Raw genomic sequence first — 24296 nt, forward strand, 5'->3', positions numbered from 1 at the left:
TTTCGGTATCGATTGCGCCGTTGGAAGGCGGCGTCAGACTTTGCGGCAACTCGCGCATACACCAAACCCTACGCTGCCGGCGGGAAGCACGGTCCGGCCGGATGACGGCATTTTCACCATTCATGGTTGAAAAAGGGTGAAAGCGCGGGAGTCCGGCTTAACCCTAACGGCTGGTTGCAGCGGTTCATCGGCCCGCCGATCAGGCGCCGAAGATTTTTCCGGCAGCCTCTTTACATTCCCGCCGACCCCAGGATTTATCCTGTTCTTTGCGCTCAAGGAGCAGGGAAATGTCCTTCGAAAACTGGGCTGCCTTCGCCGCCGCCTCTTCCATCCTTCTCGTCATTCCAGGCCCGACGATCCTGCTGGTCGTCTCCTATGCGCTAGGCCAGGGCTGGCGCACCGCGCTGCCGATGGCGGTGGGCGTCGCGCTGGGCGACTTCACCGCCATGACGCTGTCGATGCTCGGCATCGGCGCGCTGCTCGCGGCTTCGGCCACCGTGTTCACCATCTTGAAAGTGATCGGCGCCGGCTATCTGATCTATCTCGGCATAAAGCTGTTCCGCGCCGGCGGCGCGCTGAAGGCCGAGCCGCGCACAGACGCGGTCTCGGCGGCACGGATGATGGCGCATGCCTGGCTGGTGACGGCGCTGAACCCGAAGAGCATCACCTTCTTCGTCGCCTTCTTGCCGCAGTTCCTCGACCGGCATACCGACTTCTGGACGCAGATGCTGATCTTCGAAACGACCTTCCTGACCTTGGCCTTCGCCAATGCCTTCGGCTACGCGCTGGTCGCATCGAGGGCGCGCGCCATCGTGCGCAACCCGAAGGCGATCCGCATCTTCAACCGCACCGGCGGCACGCTGCTGGTCGGTGCCGGCATCGCCACGGCGGCGATGCGCTCGGGGAATTGAGGCGGCGTACAGCCCGGCAGGCCGGAGGCACTATCGACCACGGGTTGGCGGCTTGGATGGCGATGCTTTAGGATCGAGCTCCAAACAGCAAATTCGCGATCGTCGAAGGACACAGAATGGCGCTGAAGGATGCATTCGGCCTGACTTACTCGGGCGCGACCGAAGCCGGGTTTTCATCCTACGCCCGCGCCGTGCATGAGCTGCAATGCTTCATCGGCGATCCGGTCGGATCCGCCGATCGCGCGATCGCCGAGGATCCCGGCTTCGTCATGGCGCATGTGTTCAAGGGCTACCTCTTCGGCCTCGCCACCGAGCGCGAGGCAACGCTCGTGGCCAGGGCATGCCACGAGGCGGCCTTGCCGCTCGCCGCCACGGCGCGCGAGCGGGCGCATGTCGCGGCCCTCGGCCATCTTGCCTGGGGGCGCTGGCATGAAGCCTCCCGCATCCTCGAGGATGTCGCCATCGACCATCCGCTCGATCTCGTGGCGCTGTTGACCGGGCATCAGATTGATTTCTTCACCGGCAATGCCCGCATGCTGCGCGACCGCATCGGCCGCGCCCTGCCGGCCTGGCGAAGCGACATGCCCGGCTATCATGCGGTCCTCGGCATGCAGGCTTTCGGGCTCGAGGAGATGGGCGATTATGCCCGCGCCGAACGGCTTGGCCGCACGGCTGTCGAGATCGAGCCGCGCGACGGCTGGGCGCAGCACGCCGTCGCCCACGTCATGGAGATGCAGAGCCGGCAAAAAGACGGCATTGCCTGGATGCGCGCCAATCCCGACGCCTGGACCAAGGAAAGCTTCCTCAAGGTGCACAATTGGTGGCATCTGGCGCTGTTCCACTACGACCTCGGCGAGGTCGCCGAGGTGCTGGCGCTCTATGACGGCCCGATTTATGGCGAGGCATCGACGATGGCGCTCAACATGGTCGATGCTTCGGCAATCCTGTGGCGTCTGCATCTCGGCGGCGTCGATGTCGGCGGCCGCTGGACGGCTCTGGCCGACAACTGGCACAAGGCCGGCGGCGGCAATTATGCCTTCAACGACGCCCATGCGATGATGGCATTCGTCGGCGCCGGACAGGAAGCGCGGGCGGAAGGCCTGCTAGAGGCGCAGCGCGAGGCGATGCAGGGCAGCGACGACAATGCCGCGTTCACGCGCGATGTCGGGCACCCGCTGACGCTTGCGATCAAGGCCGTCGGCGAGGCCCGCTACGATGAGGCCGTGCGGCTGATCCGGCCGATCCGCTCGATCGCGCACCGCTTCGGCGGCAGCCATGCGCAACGCGACGTGATCGACCTGACGCTGATCGAAGCCTCTTTGCGCGCCGCCAATACGGCACTGGCGCGGGCGTTGACCGCCGAACGGCAGCTGGCGCGGCCGGACAGCCCGTTGTCGGCGCTGTTCTCGCGGCGCGCTTCCGATTTGTCTGAGAATTGACCCGCGGCGGATCTTGTCCTAAGAACTGGCCAAGCCAGATTTTTTCGAGATCCGAAAAAATTAATGGCATTGGGAGGAAATCATGTATCTCGGCCTCGACCTGGGCACTTCGGGCGTCAAGGCGCTGCTGATCGACGACGGCCAGAAGGTCATCGGCGCCGGCCATGGCTCGCTCGAGGTCTCGCGGCCGCATCCCGGCTGGTCGGAACAGGATCCAGCGCATTGGATCGAGGCTTGCGAGGCGGCGATCGCCGAGCTCAACGCCTCGCACCCGAAGGAGCTCGCCGCGGTCAAAGGCATCGGACTTTCCGGCCAGATGCATGGCGCCACCCTGCTCGATGCTTCGGACAAAGTGCTGCGTCCCTGCATTCTGTGGAACGACACCCGCAGCCATGTCGAGGCGGCGGCGCTCGATGCCGATCCGCGCTTCCGCAAGCTCACAGGCAACATCGTTTTCCCTGGCTTCACCGCGCCGAAGCTGGCCTGGGTGAAGAACAACGAGCCGGCAATCTTTGCCAGGGTAGCCAAGGTGCTGTTGCCCAAGGATTATCTGCGGCTCTGGCTGACCGGCGAGCATATTTCGGAAATGTCGGATTCGGCCGGTACCTCCTGGCTCGATGTCGGCAAGCGGCGCTGGGCGCCCGAACTGCTGGCGGCGACATCGCTCGACGAGAAGCATATGCCGTCGCTGGTCGAAGGCACGGCCAAGGCCGGCGCCTTGCGCGGCGAGCTTGCGTCTAAATGGGGCATCGCGGCGGGCATCCCGATTGCCGGCGGCGCCGGCGACAATGCGGCCTCGGCCTGCGGCATGGGCACGGTCGGCGCCGGGCATGCTTTCGTGTCGCTTGGCACCTCGGGCGTGCTGTTTGCGGCCAACGCCTCCTATCTGCCCAATCCGGAAAGCGCGGTGCACACCTTCTGCCACGCGCTGCCCGCCACCTGGCACCAGATGGGCGTCATCCTGTCGGCCACCGATTCGCTCAACTGGCTTTCGGAGATCACTGGAAAGGGCGCCGGCGACCTCACCCGCGAGCTCGGCGATGCGCTCAAGGCGCCGACGGGCGTCTCCTTCCTGCCCTATCTGTCGGGGGAGCGGACGCCGCATAATGATTCCGCCATTCGCGGCTCCTTCACCGGGCTCGGACACGAGTCGAGCCGGGCCGTACTGACGCAGGCTGTGCTCGAAGGCGTTGCCTTTGCGTTCCGAGACAGCCTGGAAGCGCTGAAGACGGCCGGCACGACATTGAGCCGGGTCACCGCGATCGGCGGCGGCTCGCGCTCGCGCTACTGGCTGAAGGCGATCGCCACCGCGCTGCAGGTGCCGGTCGATATTCCCGCCGACGGCGATTTCGGCGCGGCGTTTGGTGCGGCAAGGCTGGGGTTGATCGCCGCGACGGACGCTGATCCGCTGGGTGTGTGCACGGCGCCGGCGACAGATGCGACGATCGAGCCGGATATCGGCTTGGGCGGCGCCTTCGCAGACGCTTATCAGCGCTATCGCGAACTTTATCCGGCGATAAGGGCTGTAACTGCGTGAGCAGGCGCGAGGCCCCCCTCTCTGCCCTGCCGGGCATCTCCCCCTCAAGGGGGGAGATTGGCAGTTCGGGCGCTGGCTCTTTTCTTTCGGCGGTGGTGGTTAGCGAAGGTCCGCGTGACGATCAATCTCCCCCCTTGAGGGGGAGATGGCCGGCAGGCCAGAGAGGGGGGCCTCACGCCCAACCTGACAGCAGAATCTCACTGCGCCGGCACCTTATCCAGAAATCCCGTAACGCTCTTCAGGCGGCCGTTCTCGATGACGCCGATATCGGTGCCCTCGATGACGGACTCCGCGCCTTCCGGCCCGAGATTCCACGAGAAACGTATGCGGTCGCCAAAGCCGTCCGGCTCACCCTTCAGCGAGAAGCGGAAGCCGGCGAAGCGCTGCTGCACACCGTCGATCAATGCCGCGACGCCGTCATGGCCGTCGCCCTGCATGACCGGGTCGCGATAGCTGACATCGCTGGTGAAGGCCGCTTCGAGCAGCGCCTTGCGGCGGGTCGCATCTCTCTCGTTCCAGGCACTGATGTAGTTGCGGGCGATCGTGTTGAGGTCGGTCATTGTCATGCTCCTTCGTTGGATCGTTTCGACATGACCTTTTTGGCCCCGCAAAGGACCGAAACCAATTACGCCTGAGGTAATCGAGCGAATGTACCCGGAGAGGAAGGAAACCATGAGCAGCGGATTTTTCGGCGACATCAAGAAAATCAAATATGAGGGACCGGATTCGACCAATCCGCTGGCCTATCGGTTCTACAATCCGGACGAGGTGGTCGCCGGCAAGCGGCTGGAAGACCATCTGCGCTTCGCCGTCGCCTATTGGCATTCCTTCGCATGGCCGGGTGGCGACCCGTTCGGCGGCCAGACCTTCGACCGGCCCTGGTTCGCCAAGCCGGGCGGCATCGACACGATGGAGCTGGCCAAGCTCAAGGCCGACGTCGCCTTCGAGATGTTCTCGCTGCTCGGCGCGCCCTATTTCTGCTTCCACGATGCGGACGTGCGCCCGGAAGGCAAGGATTTCTCCGAGAGCGCTGCGCGCCTCGACGAGATCACCGACGATTTCGCCGAGAAAATGAAGAAGACCGGCGTCAAGCTGCTCTGGGGCACGGCGAACCTGTTCTCGCATCGCCGCTTCATGTCGGGCGCGGCCACCAATCCCGATCCGGATGTGTTTGCCTATGCGGCGGCGACGGTGAAGAAATGCATCGACGTCACCAAGAAGCTGAAGGGCGAGAACTACGTGCTGTGGGGCGGGCGCGAGGGCTATGAGACCTTGCTCAACACCGACCTCGCCCGCGAGCAGGAACAGGCCGGCCGCTTCCTCAATCTCGTCGTCGATTACAAGCACAAAATAGGCTTCAAGGGCACGATCCTGATCGAGCCGAAGCCGCAGGAGCCCACAAAACACCAGTACGACTACGATGTCGCCACGGTGTACGGCTTCCTCAAGCGCTTCGGGCTGGAGAAGGAGGTCAAGCTCAACATCGAGCAGGGCCACGCGATCCTTGCCGGCCATTCCTTCGAGCACGAGCTGGCTCTGGCCAATGCGCTGGGCGTCTTCGGATCGATCGACATGAACCGCAACGACTACCAGTCCGGCTGGGATACCGACCAGTTCCCCAACAATGTGCCGGAAATGGCGCTGGCCTATTACCAGGTGCTGCAGGGCGGCGGCTTCAAGACCGGCGGCACCAATTTCGACGCCAAGCTCCGGCGCCAGTCGCTCGACCCGGATGACCTCCTGATCGGCCATATCGGCGGCATGGATGCCTGCGCGCGCGGCCTGAAGGCGGCGGCGAAGATGATCGAGGACAAGGCGCTGTCCGGGCCGCTGGCCGAACGCTATGCCGGCTGGAACAGCGCCGAAGGCAAGGCCATGCTTTCGGGCAAGCGCACGCTGGAAGAAATCGCCGAACGCGTGGTGAAGAAGAAGATCGAGCCGCAGCCGCGCTCCGGCCGGCAGGAACTGCTCGAAAACATCGTCAACCGCTACGTCTGACCGCGGACAAACGCCGATTCGTATTGTTTCCGGGTGGCGGGACAACCAAACCGCCGCCCGGAACGTCTTTGCGCGCGAGGTGGGAACAAGGACAAGGTTCTGCCCCCCGCTGCCCCTCAATCGCCCCGCTCTTGCCTTCAAACAGCCGTCACGGACTTCCTATACTGTGGACATGTGGCGGGAAGGAACGAAGGAGGCGAAACACATGCAGCACGAGCACGAAATCGACGCCCTGCTCTCGCCCAGCGAAGCCGCATCGATCATCGACCGGCTGATGGCGCTGCCGCATTCGAAGGACGGCGGCCGCCAGGCAAATGAATGGGATCGCGCGGTCGCAGCGCGGTTGGAAACGGCGCTGGCCAAGAGCATGCGCTCACGCATTGACGGCGAAGGCCGCGACGCGGCCTGATTCTCTCGTAAATTCTTCCGCAGTTTGACGAACGGAGACTGTTTCTCCATCCTGCATCGATGATACGCGCGGTGCTGCTCGATCTTCTGGGTGTCGTCTACGATGGCGACACCCCGACAACCGGTGCCGCCGACACCATTCAGCGTCTGCGCGACGCCGGCCTGCCGCTCCGCTTCGTCAGCAACACGACTCGCTCGCCCCGCGGCAAGATCATTGCGCAGCTTGCGGCCATGGGCATTAACGTTGCGGACGAAGAGTTGCTGACGCCGGCGCGCGCCGCGGTCGAATGGCTGCGCAATCACGACCGCCAGCCGCATCTGCTCGTCCATCCCGACCTCGAAGCCGAGTTTTCCGGCCTGCAGGGCGGGAACAGGCGTGCTGTCGTCGTCGGCGATGCCGGCGAGGGCTTCAACTATGCGAACCTGAACCGGGCATTCCGCGAACTGCTTGCCGGCGCCGATTTTGTGGCGCTTGCCGTCAATCGTACGTTCAAGGATGCCGACGGCCAGCTCAGTCTCGATACCGGCGCCTTCGTCACGGCGCTCGAATTCGCGAGCGGTCGAAGCCCCGTGGTGCTCGGCAAGCCGTCGCCGGATTTCTTTCTCTCGGCGCTTGCGGACCTGGACTGCCCGGCGGCCGATGCGGTCATGATCGGCGACGACGCCGAGGGCGATGTCGCCGGCGCGCTGCGCGCCGGGCTTGGCGCGGCGCTTCTGGTGCGCACCGGCAAATATCGTCCCGGCGACGAAACACGCTTCGATCCGGCTCCCACGGCGCTGGTCGACGATCTCGCGGCAGCAACCGAGTGGATATTCAGCCGCGCCTCAACCTGACCGGCGCTTCGCCGAAAGCCCTTGAAAATGCTCTGGAAAATGCCGCCGCCGAGGAAAAGCCCGTCCGCCCGGCAATGTCGGCCATGGCAATGCGCGTGTCGACCACCAGGCGGCGGGCGGCGCTGAGGCGCAGCCTCAGATAATAGGCGCCCGGCGTCTCGCCGATCGATTTGCGAAAAATGCTTTCCAGCGTCCGCGCCGTCACGCCGGCGCGTTTGGCCACGGCATCGATGGTGAGCGGCTGGTCGACATGCGCTTCCATCAACCGGATCGCTTGGGCGAGCCTTGCGTCGTAGCCGTCGAGCCGGCCGAGCGAGACCAGCGGCTGCGCGTCGGTCGCGGCGCGGGCCTGGTCGTAGATGAAGACGCTCGCCACATCGAGCGCCGCGGCCATGCCGAGCCTGGTGCGAACCAGATGCAGCATCAGGTCGAAGGTCGGCGAGGCGCCGCCGGAGGTGAAGACCGGACCATCTATGACATAGCGATCCGGCCGCACGTCGACGCCCGGGAAGGCGGCGGAGAAATCCTCCATGTCTTCCCAATGGGTGGTGGCGCTGCGGCCTTCGAGCAGGCCGGCGCGCGCCACCAGCCAGGTGCCAGCCTCAACGCCGCCGCAGGCGCGAGCCGCACGCGCGGCGCGGCGCAGACCGGCGAGCAGCGCCGAGGTGGCATAATTCTGCGTGCCAAAGCCGGCGACGACGACCAGCATGTCGGTCGGCTCGGCGGCGTCAAAGCGGCCGCTGACCGCAACCGGCAGGCCGCAAGTGGTGACCGGCGCCTCTCCGGTGACCGAGACCAGCTTGAAATCGAACAGAGTCTCGCCGGAAATGCGGTTGGCGGCGCGCAGCGGATCGACGGCGGAGGCGACGCACATGATCGACGAGCCCGAGAACACAAGGAACGTCACCTTGAGCGTCTCGCGCTCGGACCGAAAGATCGTCGGCTTTTCGCTTTTGATCATGAGTGCTTCGTAAAACGCAAAACAGTTTCCGGCAAGTCGGTCATTCTGTATCCATCCCGTGCATAGCCCAACAGGCTTCCGCTTTTGGCGGCACGCACGGCCGATCGACCCTGGGAGGATAGACGATGCCGCTTGCGATGAACCGTGAGGTTTTCATTACCTGTGCCGTGACCGGCTCCGGCGGCACGCAGGACCGCTCTCCGCATGTGCCGCGCTCGCCCAAGCAGATCGCCGATTCGGCGATCGACGCGGCCAAGGCGGGCGCCGCGATCGTCCACTGCCATGTGCGCGACCCCGAGACCGGCAAACCCAGGCGCGACGTGCATCTCTACCGCGAAGTGACCGAGCGCATCCGCGAGGCCAATGTCGACGTGGTGCTCAACCTCACCGCCGGCATGGGCGGCGACATGGTGTTCGGCTCGCCGGAAGCGCCGCTGCCGCTCAACGAGAAGGGCACCGACATGGGCGGCGCCACCAACCGCATGGAGCATGTCCGCCAGTGCCTGCCGGAGATCTGCACGCTGGATTGCGGCACGATGAACTTCGCCGAGGCCGACTATGTCATGACCAACACGCCCGGCATGCTGCGCGCCATGGGCGGCATGATGACGGCGCTGGGCGTGAAGCCCGAGATCGAGGCCTTCGACACTGGACATCTGTGGTTCGCCAAGCAGTTGGTCGAGGAGAAGGTGCTCAACGCCGACGCGCTGGTGCAGCTCTGCATGGGCGTGCCGTGGGGCGCGCCGGACGACCTCAACACCTTCATGGCGATGGTCAACAACGTGCCCTCGACCTGGAACTGGTCGGCCTTCTCGATCGGCCGCAACCAGATGGCCTATGCGGCGGCAGCGGTGCTTGCCGGCGGCAATGTCCGCGTCGGCCTGGAAGACAATCTCTGGCTCGACAAGGGCGTGCTGGCCACAAACGCGCAGCTGGTCGAGCGCGCCGCCAGCATCGTCACCAATCTCGGCGCCCGTATCCTCGGGCCTGAGGAAGTGCGCAAGAAGCTCAATCTCACCAAACGGGCACCCTTAGCTGCCGCAGCTTGAGCGGGAGCTGAAAATGGCCACCGTCAAATTCACAGCGATGAAGGACGGCGACAGGGAAGACTACGAATTCCTGACCGCCCACGAGATCGACTATGCCGCCAAGACCGGCGACCGGCTGCTCGATGCGCTGGTGCAGCTCGACGAGGGACTTTCCGGCTACAAGATCACCCGGCTCGGCCATTCGCTGCAGGCGGCGACGCGCGCCTGGCAGGACGGCGCCGATACGGACTGGATCGTCTCGGCGCTACTGCACGACATCGGCGACATCTACGCGCCCTACAACCACGACGAATATGCGGCTGCGATCCTGAAGCCGTTCGTGCGCGAGCAATGCACCTGGGTGGTGGAAAAGCACGGCGATTTCCAGCGCCTCTATTACGCGCATCATCTGGGTGGCAATCGCCACGCGCGCGACCGCTTCGCCGGGCATGCCTATTTCGACGATTGCGACCAGTTCTGCGAGCGCTGGGACCAGTCGAGCTTCGACCCCGACTACAAAACGCTGCCGATCGAGTTCTTCCGGCCCTTCGTGCTCGAAGTGTTTGCCCGCAAGGCCTACGACCCGGCGGTGATCCGCGCCGGCGAGCGCGTCGCCCTTACCGATCCCGATACAGCCAAGACAAGAACCGGAGCCTGACCATGAGCATCATCAACAAGGCAGCCGCCATCGGCGGCGGTGTCATCGGCGCCGGCTGGGTGGCGCGGCTTCTGCTCAACGGCATCGACGTCTCGATCTTCGATCCGGATCCGGAAGCCTCGCGCAAGGTCGGCGAAGTGATGAAGGGCGCGCGCCGCGCCTATAAGCAGATGCTGCCCGGCGGCCTGCCCAAGGAAGGCAAGCTGACGTATGCCAAGACCATCGCCGAAGCGGTCGCCGACGCCGATTTCATCCAGGAGAGCGTACCGGAGCGGCTCGACCTCAAGCACAGGGTGCTGGCCGAGATCGACGCGCATGCGCCGGCCAACGCCATCGTCGGCTCCTCAACGTCCGGCATCAAGCCCACCGACATGCAAGTGGCGATGAAGAAGCATCCGGAGCGGCTGGTCGTCGGCCATCCGTTCAATCCTGTCTATCTTCTGCCGCTGGTCGAGATCGTCGGTGGCGAGCAGACTTTCCCCGAGGCGATCGAGGTCGCCAAGGAGCTCTACGCTTCGATCGGCATGAAGCCTGTGGTGGTGCGCAAGGAGATCGAGGCTTTTGTCGGCGACCGCCTGCTCGAAGCCGCATGGCGCGAGGCGCTGTGGCTGGTCAAGGACGGCATCTGCACCGTCGAGGAACTCGACGACATCATGCGCTATTCCTTCGGCCTGCGCTGGGCGCAGATGGGCATGTTCCAGGTCTACCGCGTCGCCGGCGGCGAGGCGGGCATGCGTCACTTCATGGCGCAGTTCGGGCCCTGCCTGAAATGGCCGTGGACCAAGCTGATGGACGTGCCGGAATTCAACGACGAGCTGGTCGACCTGATCGCCACCCAGTCGGACGAGCAGGCGCACGGCTTGTCGATCCGCGAGCTGGAAAAGATCCGCGACGACAATCTGGTAGCGATCATGGAAGCGCTGTCGAAGCAGAACAAGGGCAAGGGCTGGGGCGCCGGCGCGCTGCACAAGGACTATACCAGGCAGCTCGCCAAACTGGCGGCGAAGAAGGCTTCCGCCAAGGTTACGGCTAAAGCAGAAGCGGCCAAGCCGGCGAAGAAGGCCGCGAAGCCGGCAAAGGCTGCGAAACCGGCCAAGGCGGTGAAGGTCGAGAAGCCGAAGAAGAAGACCGGCAAGAAGAAGGGCTGAGGCGATGCATTTCGGTCTTTCGGAAGAGCAGAAGCTCATCGTCGAGACGACGCGGGCCTTCGTCGAGAACGAACTTTATCCGCATGAGCGCGAGGTGGAGCGCACCGGCGAGTTGCGTCGCGAGCTGATCGACGAGTTGAAGGCGAAGGCGATCGAAGCCGGCCTCTACGCCGCCAACATGCCGGCCGATGTCGGCGGCGCCGGGCTCGATACGGTGAGCTGGCTGCTCTACGAGAAGGAGCTCGGCCGCGCCAACTACGCGCTGCACTGGACCTGCGTGGCGCGCCCGTCCAACATCCTGCTCGCCGGCACGCCGGAGCAGCGCGAAAAATACCTCTTCCCCTGCATCCGCGGCGAGAAGTGGGACTGCCTGGCTATGACCGAGCCGGGCGCCGGCTCCGACCTGCGCGGCATGAAGGCGACCGCGGTGCAGGACGGCTCGGACTGGGTGCTCAACGGCACCAAGCATTTTATCTCCCACGCCGATCTTGCCGACTTCGCGATCGTGTTCATGGCCTCGGGCGAGGAGGATTCGCCGCGCGGCAAGCGCAAGAAGATCACCGCCTTCTTCGTCGACAAGGGCACCAAGGGTTTCACGGTGCGCGACGGCTACCGCAATGTCTCACATCGCGGCTACACCAATTCGATCCTGGAATTCGACGACTGCCGGCTGCCGGCTTCCCAGGTGCTCGGCGAAGTGCACAAGGGTTTTGACGTCGCGAACTCCTGGCTCGGCGCCACACGGCTGCAGGTCGGAGCAACCTGTCTCGGCCGTGCTGAGCGGGCCCTCGGCCACGCCATAGAATATGCCGCGCAGCGCCAGCAGTTCGGCCAACAGATCGGCAAGTTCCAGGGCGTTTCCTTCAAGCTCGCCGACATGGCGACGGAGCTGAAGGCCGCCGATTTGATGGTGTTCGAAGCCGGCTGGAAGTACGATCAGGGCACGGTCACCGACCAGGACATGGCGATGGCCAAGCTTAAGGCCACCGAAATGCTCGCCTTCGTCGCCGACGAAGCCATCCAGATCCATGGCGGCATGGGGCTGATGGACGACCTGCCGCTGGAGCGCATATGGCGGGACGCGCGTGTCGAGCGCATCTGGGAAGGCACGTCGGAGATTCAGCGACATATTATTTCGCGGGCGCTGCTGCGTCCGTTCGGAGCTTAGAGCATGATGCGCCAAAGCCGGGATCCGGCTTTGGACGGGATCATGCTCAAACGAAAAGATGACCATGCATAAACTCGAACGTCTCCTGCGCCCGAAATCGATCGCCGTGTTCGGCGGGGCGCAGGCCGCCGCCGTCGTGGCGCAATCGATCAAGATGGGCTTTGCCGGCGAAATCTGGCCGGTGCATCCGACCAAGGACGAGGTCGCCGGCCGCAAGGCGTACCGCTCCGTCGCCGACCTGCCTGGAGCGCCGGACGCCGCCTTTGTCGGCGTCAACCGGCATCTCACCATCGAGGTGATCAAGGCGCTGGCCGAGCGCGGCGCCGGCGGCGCCGTCTGCTTCGCGGCCGGCTTCCTGGAAACCGAGGCCTATGACGAGGACGGCGAGCGGCTGCAAGCGGAGCTCGTCGCCGCCGCGGGCCAAATGCCGATCATCGGGCCGAACTGCTACGGCCTGATCAACTATGCCGACGGCGCGCTGTTGTGGCCCGACCAGCATGGCGGCATCCGGCTGCCGGAGGGCGGCAAGGGTGTCGCCATCATCACCCAATCGTCCAACATCGCCATCAACATGACGATGCAGAAGCGCGGCCTGCCGATCGCCTTCCTGATGACGGCGGGCAACCAGGCGCAGACGGGGCTCTCCGAAATGGCGCTCGGCCTGATCGAGGACGAGCGCGTCACCTCGCTCGGCATGCATATCGAAGCCTTCGACTCGGTAGCCGGCTTCGAGAGGCTGGCGGCACGGGCGCGCGAATTGAAGAAGCCGATCATCGCCATGAAGGTCGGCCGCTCCGAACAGGCAAGGCAGGCGACGGTGTCGCACACCGCCTCGCTCGCCGGGTCAGACGCCGCCTCCGGCGCTTTCCTGAAGCGGCTCGGCATTGCACGCGTCGATTCCATCCCCGCCTTCATCGAGGCGCTGAAGCTCTTGCACATCACCGGTCCGCTGCCGGGCTATAAGCTGTCCTCGATGAGCTGCTCGGGCGGCGAAGCCTCCGTGATGGCTGACAGCGCCGAGGGCCGCTGGGTGCATTTCCCGGCCCTGACGGCCGAACACCGCGCCCATGTGAAATCGACACTCGGACCGCTGGTCGCGGTCGCCAACCCGCTCGACTACCACACCTTCATCTGGAACAACGAGCCGGCGATGACGGCCACCTTCACCGCCATGGTGTCGGGCGGTTTCGACCTCAACATGCTGGTGCTCGACTTCCCGCGCCCGGACCGTTGCTCGGACATCGACTGGTGGACGACGCTGCGCGCCTTCGAGGCCGCGTTGAAGACCAACAAGGCGCAAGGCGCGATCGTCTCCTCGCTGCCGGAAAACCTGCCGGAGGAATACACCGCCGGCCTGATGGCGCGCGGCATGGTGCCTTTGTTCGGCATCTCGGAAGCCATGGACGCCGCCCAGGCCGCCGCCTTCATCGGCTGGGCCTGGCACGAGCCGCAGGCGCAGCCAGTGGACACCACGGCGGCAGGAGCATCCGAAGCCAAGCGCGTGACGCCGGACGAGGCCGATGCCAAGGAAAGGCTGATCAAGGCCGGACTGCCGGTGCCGAAAGGCGAGCGCGCCTCGAATGCGGTCGAGGCGGTGATCTCCTCCATGACGTTGGGCTTCCCGGTCGCTCTCAAGGCGCTTGGCGTGACGCACAAGTCGGAAGTCGGCGCGGTCAGGCTGAACCTCAAGGATGCCGAATCCGTCAGCGCCGCCGCGCATGACCTTTTGCCGCTCGGCACGGGGCTCTATGCCGAGCGCATGGTGCGTGACGGCGTCGCTGAGCTGATCGTCGGCTTCACGCGCGACCCGATGTTCGGCGTGGTGATGACGCTCGGCACCGGCGGCGTGCTGGTCGAACTGCTGCGCGACAGCGTGACGCTCATGCTGCCGGCAACGCGCGACGACATCGAGGCGGCATTGCGTGGGCTGAGGCTCTATCCTCTCCTGGAAGGCTATCGCGGCCGGCCGAAGGCCGACGTCAACGCCGCCATCGACGCCATCGCCGGTATTGCCGACTTCGTCCAGAAGAACGAAGGCGAGATCGAGGAACTCGACATCAACCCGCTGATCGTCTGCGCCGAAGGCAAGGGCGCGTGGATCGCGGACGCCCTGCTGGTGCTTGGAGAAAAGAAGAATGGCTGACGTCATCACCACCCGCCGCGAAGGCGCGATCCTCGAAGTCACGCTCGACCGGCCGAAGGCCAACGCCATCGACCTCAAGACATCGCGGCTGATGGGCGAAACCTTCAAGGCGTTCCGCGACGATCCGGAGCTGCGCGTCGCCATCGTCAAGACGGCCGGAGACAAGTTCTTCAGCGCCGGCTGGGACCTGAAGGCAGCCGCCGCCGGCGATGCGGTCGACGGCGACTATGGCGTCGGCGGATTTGCCGGCCTGCAGGAGCTGCGCGACCTCAACAAGCCGGTGATCGCCTGCGTCAACGGAATGGCGGTGGGCGGCGGCTTCGAACTGGCGCTGTCCTGCGACCTCATCTACGCCTCGGACCATTCCTCCTTCGCGCTGCCGGAGATCCGCGCCGGCACGCTTGCCGATGCAGCCACCATCAAGCTGCCGAAGCGCATCCCCTACCATATCGCCATGGACCTCCTGTTCACCGGCCGCTGGATGGATGTCGCCGAGGCGCATCGCTGGGGCCTGGTCAACGAGGTGCTGCCCAAGGAGAAGCTCGAGGAGCGCGTCTGGGAGATCGCAAGGCTTTTGGCCAGCGGCCCGCCGCTGGTCTTCGCTTCGATCAAGGAGACGGCGCGGGTGGCCGAGGCGCTGACCTTCCAGGATGCGATGAACAAGGTGACAAGGAGGCAGCTGCCGACGGTCGATATCCTCTACGGGTCGGAAGACAATATGGAAGGCTTCCGGGCCTTCGCGGAAAAACGCGACCCGGTGTGGAAGGGACGATAACGTCGGAGATGATGGCGCCCGGGCCCCCCTCTCTGTCCTGCCGGGCATTTCCCCCTCATGGAGGGAGATTGGATGTCGCGAAGGCTTTCGCCAATCTTCGACGTTGCAGAAAAGGCGATGCGGCCGAAGCTGCTAATCTACCCCCTTGAGGGGGAGATGTCCGGCAGGACAGAGAGGGGGGCCTGGGCGCCATCATCTGAAGTTGGTCATCCGATATGACCGACTACAAAACCCTGATCGACGCCGAGACCTGGGCCTTCATCGAGAAGACCAACTCCTATTATCCGCCGGATACGATCGACCACACGATCACCCAGCAGCGCGCGATCTACGACCGGATGTGCCGCGAGTTCTTTGCCGGCTATCCGCAAGGCGTGACGGCGGAGACGACTGTCGTTGCCGCACCAACCAACAGTATTTCGATCCGCATCTACCGCAACGCCGTTCCGGACGGAGCCGCGATGGTGCTCTATATCCATGGCGGCGGCTTCATCCTTGGCGGGCTGGACAGCCATGACGATGTCTGCGCCGAGCTTTGCGCCCGCACCGGCTTCGAGGTGGTGTCGCTCGATTACCGGCTGGCGCCGGAGCATCTGCACCCGGCGGCCTTCGACGACGCCATGGACGCCTTCGAATGGGCCGCCAAGACCTATGACTGCCCGGTCGTGCTCTGCGGCGACAGCGCCGGCGCCAATCTTTGCGCGGCCGTCGCCCACGCCACGCGCGGCCATGACAAGAAGCCGGCCGGCCAGATGCTGATCTATCCCGGCCTCGGCGGCGACCATTCGAAGGGCTCCTACGTCACGCATGCGGAGGCGCCGATGCTGACCGTGCGCGACCTCGACTTCTACAAGCATGTCCGCACCGGCGGCGTCGACATGACCGGCGACATCACGCTCTACCCGCTCGCCGACGCCGATTTCGCGAACCTGCCGCCGACGGTGCTGATCACCGCCCAATGCGACCCGCTGTCGTCCGATGGCGAAGCCTATCGCGACCGCATCGTCGCGGCCGGCGGACGCGCCTTCTGGTTCGAGGAGCCCGGCCTTGTGCACGGTTATCTCCGAGCCAGGCACACGGTGGGCAAGGCGCGAACCAGCTTCACCCGCATCGTCGAGGCGGTTTCGGCGCTCGGCCACGGCGACTGGATCTGGTGACACCACAGGGCGTTTTCCGCTCCGCTATCCTCCGATGAACCTTTCCCCGCCGGCCCGCGACTGATGGTCCAGGCGCCGCGATGGCGCGGCCCGGAAAGGAAAGCCGCCATGACCAGAAAGCCAGGGACTTCGCGGTCTCCGGGAACAACGGGAGTCCAGCGCGATCACCGCCTTCGGGATGGGGTTGACGCGCTGGGCTTCCGGCTGATTCCGTTGACCCTGCGGAAGAGCCGTCGTATCGTCGCAAGGAGGAAGGCAGACAATTCGATCGGGGAAGAACGTGCTGCAATGCCGCGCCTTGCCCTGGTTGGCGCGGCAAGAATGGACGTTTCTCCCAGCGGCTTCGGGGGGAGTTCAATGTCTGGCGTTCGCAGCTCGTTCCTGCGTTCTCACGGCGGCCGTTTGCGCCGCGCAATCGCGACAAGCAGCGGAATTCTCGCTTTGGCGCTGTCCGCCGGCCTGTGGATCGGCGGCGCGGCGCAGGCACAGGAAACCCAGATCATCTATCCCGGCTCGATGGCGGTCACCGGCTTTCCGGGAACCATCATTCCCGATTTCGATCAGGGTCTGCCGCCCGGCGTCGACCCGGTCGACGAGACCTTCATCGACACGTCCCGCGCATCCTTGCGCGTTTTCGACGTAACGCATCTCGGCGGGCCTGCCTCCGGCCAGCTTGTCTTCACGCCGCCCCCCTTCGAGGTGAGCGCCGGGCAGATCGGTGAGGTGTTCGGCCTCACCTATGACGACGGCGTGCGCGACGGCGTGCCGTCGGGCATTCCCAACCTCTATGCGGCCGCGACCTCGCTGCATGGCATCGAGATCGTCACGCCAGACGCCGACAATGACGGCAGGCCGGAACGGCAGCGCCGCGGCGCCGCCGGCGCGGTCTTCATGGACGGCCAGTTCGGCACCGAGAATGGCGGCGGCCCGGGCACGATCTGGAAGATCGATGGCATCACGGGTGCTGTCTCGAAATTCGCCGACATCGACACCAACAGCGGGCCGGGCATCGGCAACCTCGCCTTCGATCCGGCCCATCGCGAGTTCTTCGCTTCGGATCTCGACACGGGGCTCATTCACCGCGTCGATATCGAGGGCAATCTGATCGACAGCTTCGACCATGGCGTTGCCGGACGCCCGGCGCATGGGCTCAGCCCCGTCCCCGACGACGGCGCCGTGATGGACATCCAGGCTGCCGCTTTCGATAGCGAAGACTCCGAAACGTGGGGCTACACGCAGGATGCGCGCCGCGTCTGGGCAGTCGCCTATCATGGCGGCCGGCTCTACTATTCCGTCGGCGAGAAGGCCGAAATCTGGTCGGTCGGCATTGCGAGCGACGGAAGCTTCGCCGGCGATCCGCGCTGGGAGCTCACGGTCGAGGCGGACCAGGACTATGCCGTCACCGATATCGCCTTTGACAACAAGGGCTTCATGTATCTCGCCCAGCGCGGCCCGGTCGAGAACCGCTACGATTACAGCCGCTTCGCCGATTCCGGCAAAGGCGAGCTGATCCGCTACTGGCGCGAGGACCCGGACGATCCGGCGACGGAATCGGCCTGGGTCGAGGTTCCAGAGGAATATGCGGTCGGCTTCCCAGAAGGTAACCGCCAGTCGGCGGGCGGCGTCGACCTGCAATATCGCTACGATGCCGAAGGCAATCTCGACACGTCCGTCTGCACCGATACCGTCGTCAACACCGGCGACAAATTGCGCGACAATCCGGAGCTCGCCGAGCGGCTTGCCGCCGGCGGACCGCTTGCGGTGCATGGCGTGCAGCTGACGCCGAGCGCGCTGGTCAAGCCGGCCAACGTGCCGCCCTTCGGCTCATGGTTCGTCGACTTCGACGGCTATTTCGAGGACCCGGATGTGCAAGGCCATGTCGGCGACGTCAGGGTCTGGCGCCCCTGCGAGGGCCGCGCCGGTTACTACGAGGAAATCCCCGGCGGCTATCTGCCTCCGTTCTACCCGCCCGACTTCCCGCCGCCCGGCAACCTGCCGCCCTGCGTCGATGTCGAGGACGTGCATTATTACTGCACGCCGCGCGGGCTGCGGGCCGAACTCACTCTCCATGACCATGCCGGCTTTGGCGGCGATTCGATCAAGGCGCAGTCCAGGACGCCCGGCGTCGGGGTGACTACCCCCATGTCGCACGTCCCGGGCAAACCCTACACAATCGACATCACCGGCCATGATCCGGGCGACACCGTCAATGTCGGGCTCTGCTTCTACCGCAAGTCCGACCAGGACAAGGGTGGCTACTACCCTTGCTGCAAGATGACGCTGCCGCTCAGAACGCCAGCCGTCGACTGCGAAGCGCCGAGGAGGGAAAGATGAGCGATCTCGTCCATTCCCGCTTCGCCCCACGCAAAACCGTCATGGAGACGATCATGAAACCCCTGTCATATGCCAAGCGCGGCGCGCGCTGGCTGATGGCGGCCGGTATCGCGGTCGCCATGATGCCGGCTCTGTCGGCGCTCGCCCAGGACCAGGCGCCGGCCGCGACCAATCAGGCCGCCAATCCAGCGTCACGCGGCATCAACGCGGAACTCGCGCGGATCGTGCCCTTCTTCATCAAGAAAGGCGGCCAGAGAAGCTGCGATACGGTCGAATATGTCCTGAGCTTCGGCATCCATGGCGACCCGCAGGACTTCGACCGGCCGAGCGTGGCGGCCTTGCTCAAAGCGACAAGGCTCGATTTCAGGGACCAGTTGCCGCACGGCCTGCAGATCGTCAGCGTCAATGTCGCCGGCGACGGCACCAGCGCCTCCGGCGGACCGCTACCGACTGCTTCAATCAGCACGTCGGCCGGCCCGAACGACACGGCGAGCGTTTCCAACTTCCGCATCAGCGCTGCCAACCTCGATGGCGCGGGTGCTGCCAACGAGCGCGTCATCACCTTCCGCATCGCCGCCAAGATAGACCATGCGACTTTTCCCGTAGCGGCGACGGTCGACAACCAGGGAGAGATCAAGGTCTCGTTGCGGGGCGGACCGGCAACGACCATCCCCTCGCAGGATCCGAACAAGCCCGACGACGGTGATTTCCTCACCGGGGTGAAAACCTCGATCAAGATCGACCTGACCAAATGCAACCCGCCGCCTCCGCCTCCAAGCAAGGAATGCTTCAAGGTCGAGCACGGCACTGTCGATTGCGTGCCCGGCGGCGGCGCCTTCATCTACCATATGCCGGTCGGACCCGAGATGGGCGGCAAATGGGTGCAGGTGTCGACGACCACTGCCGGCATCAGCATCGTTCCCGACATGCAGAAGGTGCCGGTCGGCGGCGGCGTGCTGAACTGGAAGATCATCGGCGCCTCGCCCGGCGAGGCCATCCACCTCATCGTCACCGGTATCGAGACCTATGCCGGGCCGAAGGAGGGCTGGGGGCTCTGCTGCACGCAGATCATCGACATCGTCATCCCGCGTGATCTGAGATGCCCGCCGAAGGACAAGGAGCCGGACCTCAAGGTCGAGAAACATGCCGACGTGCCGCGTTGCACGATGGCCGGCGGCTGCGACTTCACCATCACCGTCACCAATGTCGGCGACGCGCCCTATAACGGCAAGATCGTGCTCGACGAGGTGACGTTGCCGGCAGGCTCGGTGCTGACCTCCGGGCCGAATGCGCCGTGGGTCTGCGTGCCGGGCACGACGCCGATGACCTGCACCTATCCGGCAACGACGCTCAACCCGGGCGCCTCGGTCAACCTCAAGCTCGGCTTCAAGCCGGCGGGCGGCTGGCAGGGCGGCGCCCTGCGCAACTGCGCCGCCTACGACTACCAGGCCAGCGGCAAGCCGCTGTTCGGCAGCCAGCAGAACGACCGCGGCTGCGCCTCGATCCCGATCTGCCGCCGTGGCGATCGCGATCCGCAGTGCAATCCGCCGGTCGAGAAGAAGGTCGATCTTATCCTGAAGAAGCGCGCCCGCGCCCCGGTCTGCACGCCGGACGGCGTCTGCTACTTCGTCATCGACATCATCAACAACGGCACCGGCACCTATAACGGGCCGCTGACGGTGATTGACACCTATCCGGGCGGCGCGCCGACCTCATCGACCTTCGGGCCGAGCCCGCCATGGGTTTGCGGACCGAATGGGCCTGGACAGTTCCGCTGCGACAATGCCGGCATCACGCTGCCTCCGGGCGCCTCGACGCCGATCGTCGTCAAGGCGGTGATGCCAGCAAACTACCGGCCGGACACGGTGGAGAACTGCGCAGAGGTGAAAGGCGTTCCCGGCGAGGTCGACCTCGCCAACAACAAGGCCTGCGCGACCGAGCGCATCCGCCATCCGAATGGCGGCCAGCCCGGCTTGCGCATCACCAAGACCTGCGGCGGTTCGCTGGCCGGTGCCGCAGCTGTTTCCTGCCGCATCACCGTCAGCAATGCCGGCACTGCCGCCCCGACTGGCCCGGTTCGGGTCAGCGATGCCGCCGTGCTGGTGTCGGGCGGAGCGCCCGTCCAGATCCAGACCGTCACCCCTGACGGTGCGGAGTGGAGCTGCGGTCTGGTGCCTGCAAACTCGCTGTCGTGCCAGATTCCCGGCGCCGTCATGGCGCCCGGGACCAGCCGGCACTTCGACGTGACGGTGAGCGGCAATGGCGCGTTCGAGAACTGCGCGCGCGGCAGCTTCGGGCCGGCGCCGGGCGACGACATCGTCTATCCGATCGGACAGGCCTGCGCAAAGGGTGGCGGCGCCTCCACCATCCGTGTCGAGAAGACCGGCGATGCCGAGTGCCAGCCGGGACAACCCTGCGCGTTCGAGATCACCATCACGAATGACGGGCCGAACCCCTTCTCCGGTCCGGTCCGCATCGGCGATGCGATCGGCGTGGAAGGTCTCGGCCGGCTGGAAGGCGTTCAGATCACCTCGATCGACCCGCCCTTTGGCTGCTCGCCGGAGCCAACGACGCTGCCCGCGTCCTGCATCGCCGATCTAACGCTGGGCGCCGGCGAAAGCCACAGCCACCACGTCACCGTGATCCTTCCGGAGGATGGGCGTCTTGCCGCTCTGCAAGGCACGGTCAGTGGACAGAACTGCGTCGGCGTGCTTCCTCCGAACACGCCGGTGCAGGGCGGTGGCGACGTGCTGTCTCGCGACCTGACCAACGTCCAGGGCGATCGCGGCAAGGCTTACGCGTGCCATCCCTTCACCATCCGGCGTGAGGTGAAGAACCAGTGCTTGTATGGAATGGTGATGAACTCGGCCGGCCGCTGCGTCTGCCCGGAGGGCACCACCTTCCGCAACGGGCAATGTTCGGCTGGTGGGGGCACGTCCGGCGGAGGCACCAAGCTCCTGCCGCTGCCGCCACCGCCGCGTTGCGTCCTGCTGCAGGGCCAGATCCGAACCGAGGATGGACGCTGTGTCTGCCCGCGCGGCACGGAGCTGAAAAACGGAAAGTGCGTTCAGGCCGAAGAGCCCCAGGAGCCGCAATGCACGCTGCGTCCCGGCCAGTACCGCGACCAGGACGGCAATTGCGTGTGCCGCCGCGGCGAGCTGGTGAACGGCGTGTGCCAGGTCGCCCCGCCGAAATGCACGATCCCTGGCGCGGTGCCGACATCGAACGGCTGCACCTGCCCCGACGGCACGCATCTCGACCGCATTGCCAAGGCTTGCGTGCCTGACAGGCAGCCGCCTGCCCAGTGCCGTATCCGCGGCCAGTCCCGCAACGCCGATGGCGATTGTGTCTGCCCGAGCGGCACCGAGGTGCGTGACGGCGCCTGCCGGCCGATCGTGTCGAAGCAGTGCCCGATCCGCGGCCAGGTACGCGACGCCAATGGCAACTGCGCCTGCCCGGACGGCCTGGAAGTGCGCGGCAAGGCCTGCCAGCGGCCGAAGTCGAGCCAGGAGCAGTGCACCATCCGCGGCCAGGTCCACAACAAGCGGGGCGACTGCGTCTGCCCGCGCGGAACCGAGATCCGCAATGGCGCGTGCCGCAAGCCGCAGGTGGAATGCGCGCCGGGCGCGGAGTTCATCGACGGACAGTGCCAGCCAGTCTTCACCCGTCGGCGCTGCCCGGTCGGCACGACCGGACGGTACCCGGACTGCACGCCGATCCGCAGGCGGCCGGGCATCGAGATCAACCCCGGCATCCTGCTCAATCCGAACGTGCTGCAGCAACTGGTACCGCAGCGCCAGCCGCGGCGGATCATTCAGGACCCGAGCGGCGCCAACATCCAGAACTTCAAGCCGTGATTCCAGTCGGCTGAAGACGAAACCCGCCGGAGCGACCCGGCGGGTTTTTCTTGTCCACTTGGCCGCAAAATGCTCTAAAGCGCGTCGCGTTGAACCGGATTCATGCGACGCGCTTTAGGTCTTTGTTTTTATGCATGTCGTCTTCCCAAAACCGAGGTCACTTTTGGGCGACATGCATTAGGCAGTCCTGACATTCGCGTCTGCAACAAAAGCGAGCCCGACCCATGAGCAAAAAAACCTTGATCGCGCCTTCGGTGCTGGCATCGGATTTTTCGAAGCTGGGTGATGAGGTCGAGGCTGTCGTGGCGGCCGGCGCCGACTGGATCCATCTCGACGTTATGGACGGCCATTTCGTGCCCAACATCACCTTCGGCCCGCCGGTGATCAAGGCGATCCGCAACCGCACCAAGGCCTTCTTCGACTGCCATCTGATGATCGCGCCGGCCGATCCCTACCTGGCGGCCTTCGCCGAGGCTGGCTGCGACGGCATGACGGTGCATGCCGAAGCCGGGCCGCATCTCGACCGCTCGCTGCAGACCATCAAGAGCCTTGGCAAGAAAGCCGGCGTTTCGCTGAACCCGGCGACGCCGGAGACGGCGATCGAATATGTGCTCGACCGGCTGGACCTGATCCTCATCATGACCGTCAATCCGGGTTTCGGCGGGCAGGCCTTCATCCCGTCGATCGTCGACAAGGTGAAGCGGGTGAAGGCGTTGATCGGCAGCCGTCCGATCCATATCGAGATCGACGGCGGCGTCTCGGCCGAGACGGCGCCCCTGGTGACCGCGGCCGGCGCCAATGTGCTGGTGGCGGGCGCCGCCGTCTTCAAGGGCGGCAGCGTCGAAGCCTATAGGGCAAATATCGAAGCAATCCGCGCGGCCGCCGACAAGGCCTCCAGCTAAGTACACACAACCGTCCCGCCTCTCGCGAATTGCAAAGCCGCAGCGCTCATTGAACGACTGTTCAGTATATGATGCAGTGCAGCAATAGCGGTTTCTTTATCGAGATTCTACTTCACACATTCAACAAACCAACCGCCTTGTCTTAAAGTCGAATATCATCATCTTCCGCTTGAGCCCCCCTTGCCCGGCTGTATGATACATGTACGGGAAATTGCTTGACCGAGGGGCCCTGACAAAAACTGGGCAAGCAATAGGAGTTCATTTGACACACGGGACTGCTGATCCGGGCGAAGGCAAGGGCGCCAAGAGCACGCTGGCCAGTTCAGTGTACCAACAACTCCGCGATGATCTTTTGCGCGGCGCGCTGGAGGCCGAGAGCAAGCTGCGTGTCGAGTGGGTCGTTTCGCGCTACGGCGCGGGCGCGTCACCGGTGCGCGAGGCCCTCAACCGCCTTGCCGCCGAAGGCCTGCTCGGGCGGCATGACCAGCGCGGCTTCTTCCTCATGCCCGTCAGCGCCGCGGAACTGGAGGAACTGACGCGCACTCGGTGCTGGCTGGAGGAACGGGCGCTGCGCGAATCCATTGCTCACCGAACAGCCGAATGGGAAGAACAGCTGGTGCTGGCCCTTCACCGCCTGGCCCGCGCCGAGCGTCGCCTGCCCGACGACCCGGCAACCAACAACCCGGAATGGGAGAAGCTGCATCGCGCCTTTCATCGCGCGCTGATCGCGGCATGCAGGTCGCATTGGCTGATCGGCTTTTGCGACCAGCTTTCCGACCAGGCCTCACGCTACCGGCTGATCTCGCAGGAAGGGCCGGGGATGGGGCGCGACGATCTTGGCGAGCACCGCATCATCGCCGAGCGCACGCTGGATGGCGACGCTGACGGCGCGGTCGAGGCGCTTCTCAACCACTACCGCCTCACTGCCGCGATGTGCATGGAACGCTTCGCCCAGGGCTATGACCCGAGGGCTGGCGTCCGCAAGGCAGGCCGCAGATAGCGGCTGAAAGCCATCCCGCAATTTTTGCTCCGGCCGCC

The 24296-nt window shown here is 65.2% G+C and carries 19 protein-coding genes; 17 read left to right on the top strand and 2 right to left on the bottom strand.

The annotated features are described in order from the left end of the window. The first annotated feature begins 287 nt into the window (after window positions 1–287). The 3 genes from EN862_RS27690 to xylB all read left to right on the top strand — a co-directional run bounded on the left by EN862_RS27690 (window position 288) and on the right by xylB (window position 3887). Entirely contained in the window at window positions 288–911 is a 624-nt protein-coding gene (locus EN862_RS27690) for a LysE family translocator (protein WP_127866658.1), read from the top strand. A gap of 116 nt (window positions 912–1027) precedes the next feature. Then, window positions 1028–2350 (top strand): tetratricopeptide repeat protein, encoded by a 1323-nt coding sequence (locus EN862_RS27695; RefSeq protein ID WP_127866659.1) that lies wholly within the window; start codon window positions 1028–1030, stop codon window positions 2348–2350. 82 nt (window positions 2351–2432) lie between these two features. Beyond that, a complete protein-coding gene (xylB, locus tag EN862_RS27700) occupies window positions 2433–3887 on the top strand; it encodes a xylulokinase (RefSeq protein ID WP_127866660.1) in 1455 nt (484 codons plus the stop codon). A 197-nt stretch (window positions 3888–4084) separates the two neighbouring features. Here the strand turns inward: xylB and EN862_RS27705 are convergent, their stop codons facing one another. Further along, on the bottom strand, window positions 4085–4447 hold the full coding sequence (locus EN862_RS27705) for a nuclear transport factor 2 family protein (protein ID WP_127866661.1): 363 nt from the start codon (window positions 4445–4447) through the stop codon (window positions 4085–4087). Window positions 4448–4559: 112 nt separating this feature from the next. Between EN862_RS27705 and xylA the strand changes: the two genes are divergently transcribed. The 3 genes from xylA (at window position 4560) to EN862_RS27720 (ending at window position 7127) form a co-directional block, all read left to right on the top strand. Then, a complete protein-coding gene (xylA, locus tag EN862_RS27710; protein WP_127866662.1) occupies window positions 4560–5885 on the top strand; it encodes a xylose isomerase in 1326 nt (441 codons plus the stop codon). A gap of 205 nt (window positions 5886–6090) precedes the next feature. After that, window positions 6091–6294 (top strand): hypothetical protein, encoded by a 204-nt coding sequence (locus tag EN862_RS27715; protein ID WP_127866663.1) that lies wholly within the window; start codon window positions 6091–6093, stop codon window positions 6292–6294. A 71-nt stretch (window positions 6295–6365) separates the two neighbouring features. Then, on the top strand, window positions 6366–7127 hold the full coding sequence (locus tag EN862_RS27720; RefSeq protein ID WP_348632091.1) for a TIGR01458 family HAD-type hydrolase: 762 nt from the start codon (window positions 6366–6368) through the stop codon (window positions 7125–7127). Here the strand turns inward: EN862_RS27720 and EN862_RS27725 are convergent. Further along, window positions 7108–8088, bottom strand: a complete 981-nt coding sequence (locus EN862_RS27725; protein ID WP_127866665.1) for a GlxA family transcriptional regulator — start codon at window positions 8086–8088, stop codon at window positions 7108–7110. The genes EN862_RS27720 and EN862_RS27725 overlap by 20 nt on opposite strands. Window positions 8089–8213: 125 nt before the next feature. On the opposite strand from EN862_RS27725, the gene EN862_RS27730 reads away from it, so the two are divergent. The 11 genes from EN862_RS27730 to EN862_RS27780 all read left to right on the top strand — a co-directional run bounded on the left by EN862_RS27730 (window position 8214) and on the right by EN862_RS27780 (window position 24258). After that, window positions 8214–9137 carry a 3-keto-5-aminohexanoate cleavage protein gene (locus EN862_RS27730; RefSeq protein ID WP_126079941.1) on the top strand — a complete coding sequence of 308 codons (924 nt, stop codon included), beginning with the start codon at window positions 8214–8216 and terminating at the stop codon, window positions 9135–9137. Window positions 9138–9150: 13 nt separating this feature from the next. Beyond that, window positions 9151–9774 carry an HD domain-containing protein gene (locus EN862_RS27735; protein WP_127866666.1) on the top strand — a complete coding sequence of 208 codons (624 nt, stop codon included), beginning with the start codon at window positions 9151–9153 and terminating at the stop codon, window positions 9772–9774. Window positions 9775–9776: 2 nt separating this feature from the next. After that, window positions 9777–10922, top strand: coding sequence for a carnitine 3-dehydrogenase (locus EN862_RS27740; protein WP_127866667.1), 1146 nt, complete (start codon window positions 9777–9779; stop codon window positions 10920–10922). 4 nt (window positions 10923–10926) lie between these two features. Beyond that, window positions 10927–12090 (top strand): acyl-CoA dehydrogenase, encoded by a 1164-nt coding sequence (locus EN862_RS27745; RefSeq protein WP_127866668.1) that lies wholly within the window; start codon window positions 10927–10929, stop codon window positions 12088–12090. Between the two features lie 64 nt (window positions 12091–12154). Next, window positions 12155–14233: an acetate--CoA ligase family protein gene (locus tag EN862_RS27750; RefSeq protein WP_127866836.1), complete on the top strand. Its 2079-nt coding sequence runs from the start codon at window positions 12155–12157 to the stop codon at window positions 14231–14233. Beyond that, window positions 14226–15008 (top strand): carnitinyl-CoA dehydratase, encoded by a 783-nt coding sequence (locus EN862_RS27755; RefSeq protein ID WP_041007546.1) that lies wholly within the window; start codon window positions 14226–14228, stop codon window positions 15006–15008. Before EN862_RS27750 ends, EN862_RS27755 begins: the two co-directional genes overlap by 8 nt. A 215-nt stretch (window positions 15009–15223) precedes the next feature. Next, window positions 15224–16165, top strand: a complete 942-nt coding sequence (locus tag EN862_RS27760) for an alpha/beta hydrolase (RefSeq protein WP_127866669.1) — start codon at window positions 15224–15226, stop codon at window positions 16163–16165. A 357-nt stretch (window positions 16166–16522) separates the two neighbouring features. Beyond that, window positions 16523–18499 carry a hypothetical protein gene (locus EN862_RS27765; protein ID WP_127866670.1) on the top strand — a complete coding sequence of 659 codons (1977 nt, stop codon included), beginning with the start codon at window positions 16523–16525 and terminating at the stop codon, window positions 18497–18499. Continuing rightward, the gene (locus EN862_RS27770; protein ID WP_127866671.1) at window positions 18496–22356 is read left to right on the top strand and encodes a DUF11 domain-containing protein; all 3861 of its coding nucleotides are present in this window, start codon (window positions 18496–18498) and stop codon (window positions 22354–22356) included. The genes EN862_RS27765 and EN862_RS27770 overlap by 4 nt, the downstream gene beginning before the upstream one ends. Window positions 22357–22580: 224 nt before the next feature. Beyond that, complete coding sequence (gene rpe / locus EN862_RS27775) at window positions 22581–23258, top strand: ribulose-phosphate 3-epimerase (protein ID WP_127866672.1); 678 nt, start codon at window positions 22581–22583, stop codon at window positions 23256–23258. Between the two features lie 262 nt (window positions 23259–23520). Continuing rightward, entirely contained in the window at window positions 23521–24258 is a 738-nt protein-coding gene (locus EN862_RS27780) for a GntR family transcriptional regulator (protein ID WP_193771580.1), read from the top strand. Window positions 24259–24296: the final 38 nt, after the last annotated feature.

It is taken from the genome of Mesorhizobium sp. M2E.F.Ca.ET.219.01.1.1 (assembly GCF_004016445.2).
GTDB lineage: Bacteria > Pseudomonadota > Alphaproteobacteria > Rhizobiales > Rhizobiaceae > Mesorhizobium.